General features: G+C 73.7%; 8 protein-coding genes. 7 read left to right on the top strand and 1 reads right to left on the bottom strand.

Features of this window, described 5'->3' with window-relative positions:
• Positions 1-719, top strand: a 719-nt coding sequence (locus tag OZN99_RS22920) for a class I SAM-dependent methyltransferase (protein ID WP_270937577.1), incomplete at its 5' end; no start/stop codon positions are given.
• A 30-nt stretch (positions 720-749) separates the two neighbouring features.
• On the opposite strand, the gene OZN99_RS22915 is transcribed toward OZN99_RS22920, so the two are convergent.
• On the bottom strand, positions 750-1,724 hold the full coding sequence (locus OZN99_RS22915; RefSeq protein WP_270937576.1) for a Bug family tripartite tricarboxylate transporter substrate binding protein: 975 nt from the start codon (positions 1,722-1,724) through the stop codon (positions 750-752).
• A gap of 121 nt (positions 1,725-1,845) precedes the next feature.
• Here OZN99_RS22915 and OZN99_RS22910 point away from each other — a divergent pair, with 121 nt between their 5' ends.
• The 6 genes from OZN99_RS22910 to OZN99_RS22885 form a co-directional block, all read left to right on the top strand.
• On the top strand, positions 1,846-2,565 hold the full coding sequence (locus OZN99_RS22910; protein ID WP_270937575.1) for a DUF1028 domain-containing protein: 720 nt from the start codon (positions 1,846-1,848) through the stop codon (positions 2,563-2,565).
• Between the two features lie 40 nt (positions 2,566-2,605).
• Positions 2,606-3,817 (top strand): MFS transporter, encoded by a 1,212-nt coding sequence (locus tag OZN99_RS22905; RefSeq protein ID WP_270937574.1) that lies wholly within the window; start codon positions 2,606-2,608, stop codon positions 3,815-3,817.
• 27 nt (positions 3,818-3,844) lie between these two features.
• Entirely contained in the window at positions 3,845-4,810 is a 966-nt protein-coding gene (locus OZN99_RS22900) for a Gfo/Idh/MocA family protein (RefSeq protein ID WP_270937573.1), read from the top strand.
• 32 nt (positions 4,811-4,842) lie between these two features.
• Positions 4,843-5,487 carry a histidine phosphatase family protein gene (locus tag OZN99_RS22895; RefSeq protein ID WP_270937572.1) on the top strand — a complete coding sequence of 215 codons (645 nt, stop codon included), beginning with the start codon at positions 4,843-4,845 and terminating at the stop codon, positions 5,485-5,487.
• Between the two features lie 106 nt (positions 5,488-5,593).
• Positions 5,594-6,043, top strand: coding sequence for a hypothetical protein (locus tag OZN99_RS22890; RefSeq protein ID WP_270937571.1), 450 nt, complete (start codon positions 5,594-5,596; stop codon positions 6,041-6,043).
• A gap of 105 nt (positions 6,044-6,148) precedes the next feature.
• Positions 6,149-6,389, top strand: a 241-nt coding sequence (locus tag OZN99_RS22885; RefSeq protein WP_270937570.1) for a hypothetical protein, incomplete at its 3' end; no start/stop codon positions are given.

The raw sequence follows: 6,389 nt of genomic DNA, 5'->3' as shown, positions 1-6,389 counted from the left end.
CGCAGCGCGAACCAGGCGAGACGCCGCCCCGCCCCTGGCTGGCGCCCGGCGGCATTCCCGGCGCGGCGCGCGAGCGCGCCTTCCAGGAGGAGCTGGACCGCCTGGTGGTGGACTACCTCGGCACGGGCGAGGGGCTGGCGGTGCTCGACATCGGCTGCGGCGGCGGGCGGCTCGCGCCGCTGCTGACCGGGGCGCAGCAGGTGGTGGGCATCGACATCGCCGCCGATGCGCTGGCGCGGGCGCGGGCGCGCCATGCCGCGGTGCCGGGCTTCGGCTTCGCGCGCATGGACGCCGCGCGTCTCGGCTTCGCCGAGGCCAGCTTCGACGCGGCCCTGATGCTGGACGTGCTCGACGGGCTGGCCGATCCGGCGGCGGCGCTGGCAGAGGCCGCGCGGGTGCTGGCGCGCGGCGGGCGGCTGATGGTGACCGCCACCAACAAGGACAGCCTGCCGTTGCGCGCGCTACGCCGCCTGGCGCTGCCGGTGCCGGTGGGCGGGGTCTCGGTGCAGGAACTGGCGGGGATGCTGCGCGCGGCGGGGCTGGCGCCCACGCGGATGGACGGGATCTTCCTCTCGCTCGGCTGGGCGATGCCGGGCGCGGGCGGCGCGCTCGGTCCACTGGAGGAGGACCCGGAATTCGTGGAGGCCGCGCGCGTGCTCGGACGACGCTGCGGACCGGACCAGGCGCTGGCGATCTGCATGATGGCGCGGAAGGGCTGAACGCCCTCCCGCGCCTTCCGGCGCAGGCCGCTATTCGCTGCGGATCCCGCCCTCGCGGATGATCGGCGTCCAGCGCGCGACCTCGCGGCGTATGTGGTCGGCGAACTGCTCGGGGCTGCCGCCCACCACCACGCCGGCCTGCGTCTCGAAGATGCGCTGCTGCACCTCCGGCATGGCGGCGATGCGGGCGAAGACCTCGTTGATGCGGCGCACCAGCGCGGGGTCCATGCCGGCCGGCGCGACGATGCCGTGCCAGACCGCGCATTCGAAGCCCGGCAGCACGGAGGAGACCGGCGGGGTGTCGGGCAGCAGCGGCGTGCCCGCGCTGGTGCCGATGCCCAGCGCCTTCGCATTGCCCGCCCGGATCTGTCCGATGCCGGAGGAGACGGTGGGGAAGCCGAACTGCGCATCGCCGCGCACCAGCGCCGTCACCATCTCCGCGCCCGAGCGGTAGGGCACGTGCACCATGCGGATGCCGGCCTCCTTCAGGAAAAGCGCCATGAAGAGGTGGCTGCCATTGCCGTTGCCCGCCGAGGAATAGGTGAAGCCGTCCGGCCGCGCCTTCGCCTGTTCGATCACCTCGCGGATGCCGCGTGCGGTCACGGAGGGATGCGCCATCAGCACGGCCGGCAGGCTGACCAGGTGGATGATCGGCGTGAAGGCGGTGGGCGGGTCGTAGGCCAGAGACGGGTTCAACTCCTTGCCGATGGCATTGGCGCCGATATCCGCCATCATCAGCACGCTGCCATCCGGTCGTTCCCGCGCCACCGCGAGGCCGGCGATGGTGCCCCCGGCGCCGGCACGGTTCTCCACCACCAGGGTCTGCCCGCCGGTCACCTCCGGAAAGCGCTGCGCCACGGTGCGGGACAGGGTGTCGATGGCGCCGCCCGCGCCGAAGGGCACAACCAGACGGATCGGGCGGTCGGGCCAGGCGACCTGGCCGAAAGCGCCGGCCGGCAGGAGGGCGGGCGCCGCGAGACTCGCCAACAAAGAACGACGACGCAACGAATGACCCATCCGACATGTCCTCCCGATCGAGATTTCGATTGAAAATGATGCGCCACCGGCTTGCGCGCAACCGGTGGTGCGGATGTAGTCTGGAACGCCGCGAGAAGTGGATTCCTGGATGACGTGGTCCATCGTCGCGCATGACCCTACCACCGGCGCCTTCGCCGTCGCGGTGACGACCTGTGCCTTCGCGGTCGGTGCGTCCTGCCCCTTCGTGCGCTCGGGCGTGGGTGCGGTCTCGACGCAGTCGATGACCAACCGCTACCTCGGGCCCGCCGTGCTGGACGGCATGGCGCGCGGCCTGTCGCCGGCGGCGGCGATCGAGGGCGCGCTGGCCGGCGACGACGGCCGCGGGCTGCGGCAGGTCCATGCGGTGGACCGGCACGGCCGCACCGCGGCCTATACCGGCGGCAACTGCGTGGAGTGGTGCGGCGAGATCACCTCGCCCGGCGTCTCCTTCGCCGGGAACATGCTGGCGGGTCCCGCGGTGCTGGCCGACACCTACGCCGCCTTCGTCACCCATGCCGAGCTGCCGCTGCCCGAACGCCTGCTGCTGGCGCTGGACGCGGGCGACGCGGCCGGAGGCGACCGGCGCGGGCGGCAATCCGCGGCGATGGTCGTGACCACCACGGAGGACTTCCCCGACCTCTCGCTGCGGGTGGACGACCACGACCAGCCGCTCGACGAGTTGCGCCGGCTGTATGAGGTCTGGCTGCGGGAACGCGCGCCCTACCTGAAGGACCAGCCCAGCAAGGCGCGGCCCTCCGGCACCTTCGACATGGACGTGATCGAGGCGCGCTGGGCCCGGCAGGGGCTGAGCCTGAAGTTCCGCCGCTGATCTGGACGGACGCTGCGGCGGGAAGCAGGCTGCTGCGTCCATGCGCAGATCCTGGATTGCCGCCCTTTTCGCCACGCTGCTGATCCAGACGGTCGGCTCCTCCCTCAGCCAGATCGTGCCGGTGGTGGCGCCGATCATGACGGCGGAACTCGGCGTGCCACCGCAGACGGTCGGCAACTTCGCCTCGCTCAACACCTTCGGCGCGATCCTGTTCCTGGCCTTCGGCACGCCCCTGGTCGCTGCCTTCGGGCCGGCGCGGCTGCTGCAGGCGGGCGTGCTGACCGGCGCGGCGGCGCTTGCGCTGGCCGCGGCTGGCCAGATCTGGCTGCTGCCGGTGGCGGCGCTGATGCTCGGCATCGGCTACGGCCCGACCGGGCCGGCCGGCAGCCGCATCCTGCAGGCGACGGCGCCGCCGCGGCATCGCGTGCTGATCTTCTCGGTCAAGCAGGCCGGCGCACCGGCGGGGGGGGCGCTGGCCGGCATCATCGCCGCCCCGGTCGCCGCGGCCTGGGGGTGGCAGGCGGCAATGTGGGTCGGCATCGCGGTGGCCGTCCTGGCCGCGCTGGCGCTGCAGCCGCTGCGCGGCGCATTGGATGCCGAGCGCAACCCGCGCTTCCCGCTGCGCGAGGCCTTCACCCTGCGCCGCCTGGCTGCGCCGGTCGCGACACTGCGCATCAGCCCGGTGCTTCCGCCGCTGTGCCTGCAGGCCTTCGCCTTCGCGGCGCTGCAGGGCAGCCTGTTCAACTTCACCGTCACCTGGCTGGTCGAGGCGCATGACGCCACGCTGACCGCCGCCGGCACGGTCTTCGCGACGATGCAACTGGCCGGTGTGATCGGGCGCCTGCTGCTGGGCTGGGGCGCGGACAGGCTGGGGGATGCGACGCGCAGCCTGGCGGTGCACGGGATGCTCGCGGCCGGGCTCTCGGCGCTCTGGGTGCTGGCCGGGCCCGGCGCGCCCTGGGCGCTGATGCTGCTGCTGGCCTTCCTCTCCGGTTTCACGGCGGCGTCCTGGAACGGGATCTTCCTGGCCGAGGTGGCGCGGGTCTCCCCGCCGGACCGCGTGGCGGAGGCGTCCTCCGGCGCGATCATGCTGTGCTTCCTGGGCTATCTCAGCGCCCCGACCGCCTTCGCCTTCGCGGTGACGGTCACGGGCAGCTGGACCCTGCCCTTCCTGGCGGCCTGCGGACTTCTGGCCGTCATCTCGGTGCTGGTGCTGGCCTGGCGGGGTGCGCGCGGCGGCGTGGCAGGCTAGACCGCCCGCGTTCCAGTGGAGGTCTCCATGGCGGTCGCGCTCGGCATCGTCGGCTTCGGCATCATGGGGGAGCGGCTGCTGCGCGCCGCGCTGCACCACGACCCGGCGGTGCTGCGCCCGGTCGCGGTGTGGGACCCCTCGCCTTCCGCTGCGGCACGGCTGGCGGAGATCGCACCGGCGCTGCCGATGCTGGGCTCGGCGGCGGAGGTCGTGGCGGCCAGCGACGTGCTCTACGTCGCCTCCCCGCCCTCATCCCACATCGCCCATGCGGAAGCCGCCTTCGCCGCCGGCAAGGCCGCCTTCCTGGAGAAGCCGCTGGCCGCCGATCTTGCCGAGGCGCGCCGCTTCGTGGCGGCGGCGGAGGCGCAGGGCGCGCGGGCGGCCGTGAACTTCCCGATGGCCTCCTCCCCCGCCGTGGCGCAGCTCTCGGCCTGGAGGCGCACGATGGGCGCGCCGCGGGCGCTGTCCATCCACCTGGCCTTCGCCACCTGGCCGCGCGGCTGGCAGCAGGGCGCGGCGGGCTGGCTGGCGAAGCGGGCGGAAGGCGGCTTCACGCGGGAAGTTCTGTCGCACTTCCTGTTCCTGACGCGCCGCCAGCTCGGCCCGATCTCGGTGGTGTCCCGCGACGCGACCTTCCCGCCCGGCGACGGCAGCGAGACGGCGATCCGCGCGACGCTGTCGGCCGGCGGCGTGCCGGTGGAAGTGACGGGCGGCGTCGGCACGACGCAGGCCGACGATCACAACGAATGGCGGCTGGAAAGCGAAGGCGGCCAGGTGCGGCTGCGCGACTGGTCCTTTGCCGAGAAGCTGGCCGTGGACATCGGCTGGCACGCCGCGCCGGACGCGCTGCCGAACGAGCGGATGCGGCCGCTGGTGCTGAAGGGGCAGCTCGACAAGGTGGCGGCGCTGACGCGCGGCCAGCCGCAGGACCTAGCGACGCTGCGCGAGGCGCTGGAGGTGCAGGAGGTGGTCGAGGCGATCCTCGGGGGTTGAGCCGGACCGGACTCGCACCGATCTGCCCGGGCATGCTGCGACGCACGCTTCTCGCCATCCCGTTCCTGGTCACGCCCGCCGCCGCACAGGATCGCTTCGTCCCCGTGCCCGCCGAGCACCTGCAAGGTGCCGCGCTGGTGGCCCGGCTGCGCGCCGGCGGCATGGTGCTGTTCTTCCGCCACGCGGACACGCGCGGCGAGCCCTGCGATTCGAGCTTCCGCGTCGGCGACCGCGCCGGGCAGCGCAACATCTCGCCGGCCGGCATCGCGCAGTCGCGGCGGATCGGGCAGCGCCTGCGCGATCTCGGCATCCCCGTCGCGCTGCCGGTGCTGGCCGGGCCGGTCTATCGCGCGCGCGACACGGCGGAACACGCCTTCGGCGCGGCGAACGTCGTGGTCACCGACAGCCTGCTGGCGGACGACTTCTCCGGCCCGCGGCTGGACTGGGTGCTGGCCGAGCATCGGCGCCTCTTCGCCGAGGCGGTGCCGCGCGGCACCAACCGCGTCCTGGTGGGGCATCGCACGCCGGCGATCATGGTCGCCGGGCAGGCCGTCGGCGGCCGCGCCTTCCCCGAGGGCGCGGCGCTGGTCATCGAACCGCTGGGCGGCGAGTTCCGTGTGCTCGGCATCCTCATGCCGGCGCCGATCGAGGGTGGGGGTTTCCACAACTGCGGCTGACACAGGCTCGTGCCGCGCGCGTAAGCTACAGCCGGCGAAACACGCGGCGACATCGGCGTGACATGGCACGGCGGCAGGCTGCGCCAGCCCTCTCGGAGAGATCGCCATGCGCCGCACCACGCTCGCCCTCGCCTCGCTCCTGCTCGCCGCGCCGGCCGGCGCGCAGCAGTACTGGCTGCCGAACGGGCCGGGCGGGACCACGTACAACAACCCTCAAGGCTCGCTGCTCGGCACCATGAACGAGCACCTGCTGCAGCGGCAGTTCCAGCAGGGCGCCACGTCGCAGCGCGCCGCCGCGCGCGGCGCCGACCCGTCCTTCCGGCTGAACAACACCGGCGACCGCATCGTGCGCGAGATCTACGTCTCCTCGGCGGCGGACAGCGTCTGGGGCGAGGACCGGCTGGGCCGCGACGTGTTGCGCCCCGGGGAGCGGCTGGTGGTGCCGCTGCCGGCCGGGCAGTGCCTGAACGACATCCGCGTCGTCTTCATGGACGGCCAGGCGCAGGAGCGCCGGCGCGTGGACACCTGCGCGCTGACCGACCTGCAGGTGCGCTGACCTCGTGCCGCGGGCGTAAGCTACGGCGCGCGAAACCCGCGGCGACATCCGGGCGACATGCCGCCGGCCCAGGCTGTGCGCGTTCCACAGGAGGAGGGAACCGCCATGCGCCACATCGCCATCGGGCTTGCCGCCCTGCTCGCCGCCGCGCCGGCTTCGGCGCAGATGACACAGTACTGGCTGCCGAACGGACCGGGCGGCACGACCTACAACAACCCGCAGGGCTCGCTCAGCGGCACCTACTACAACAACGCGCTGCGGCGCCACGCCGACCAGGCCCGCTGGGCGCGGCAGCGCCAGCAGCAGGCTGCGGGCGGCGCAGCAGGCGGGGCCGCGGCCGCCGCGG

Origin of the sequence: Falsiroseomonas oryzae, from assembly GCF_027856955.1 — a bacterium.
GTDB lineage: Bacteria > Pseudomonadota > Alphaproteobacteria > Acetobacterales > Acetobacteraceae > Falsiroseomonas > Falsiroseomonas oryzae.
Note: the sequence above shows the minus strand (reverse complement) of the source record. Positions and strands in the feature narration are given on the sequence as shown.

Bases quoted from the DNA above. Each gene is read 5' to 3' on its own strand.
- OZN99_RS22910 (WP_270937575.1), top strand. From the start codon at position 1,846: ATGACGTGGTCCATCGTCGCGCATGACCCTACCACCGGCGCCTTCGCC.
- OZN99_RS22905 (WP_270937574.1), top strand. From the start codon at position 2,606: ATGCGCAGATCCTGGATTGCCGCCCTTTTCGCCACGCTGCTGATCCAG.
- OZN99_RS22900 (WP_270937573.1), top strand. From the start codon at position 3,845: ATGGCGGTCGCGCTCGGCATCGTCGGCTTCGGCATCATGGGGGAGCGG.
- OZN99_RS22895 (WP_270937572.1), top strand. From the start codon at position 4,843: ATGCTGCGACGCACGCTTCTCGCCATCCCGTTCCTGGTCACGCCCGCC.
- OZN99_RS22890 (WP_270937571.1), top strand. From the start codon at position 5,594: ATGCGCCGCACCACGCTCGCCCTCGCCTCGCTCCTGCTCGCCGCGCCG.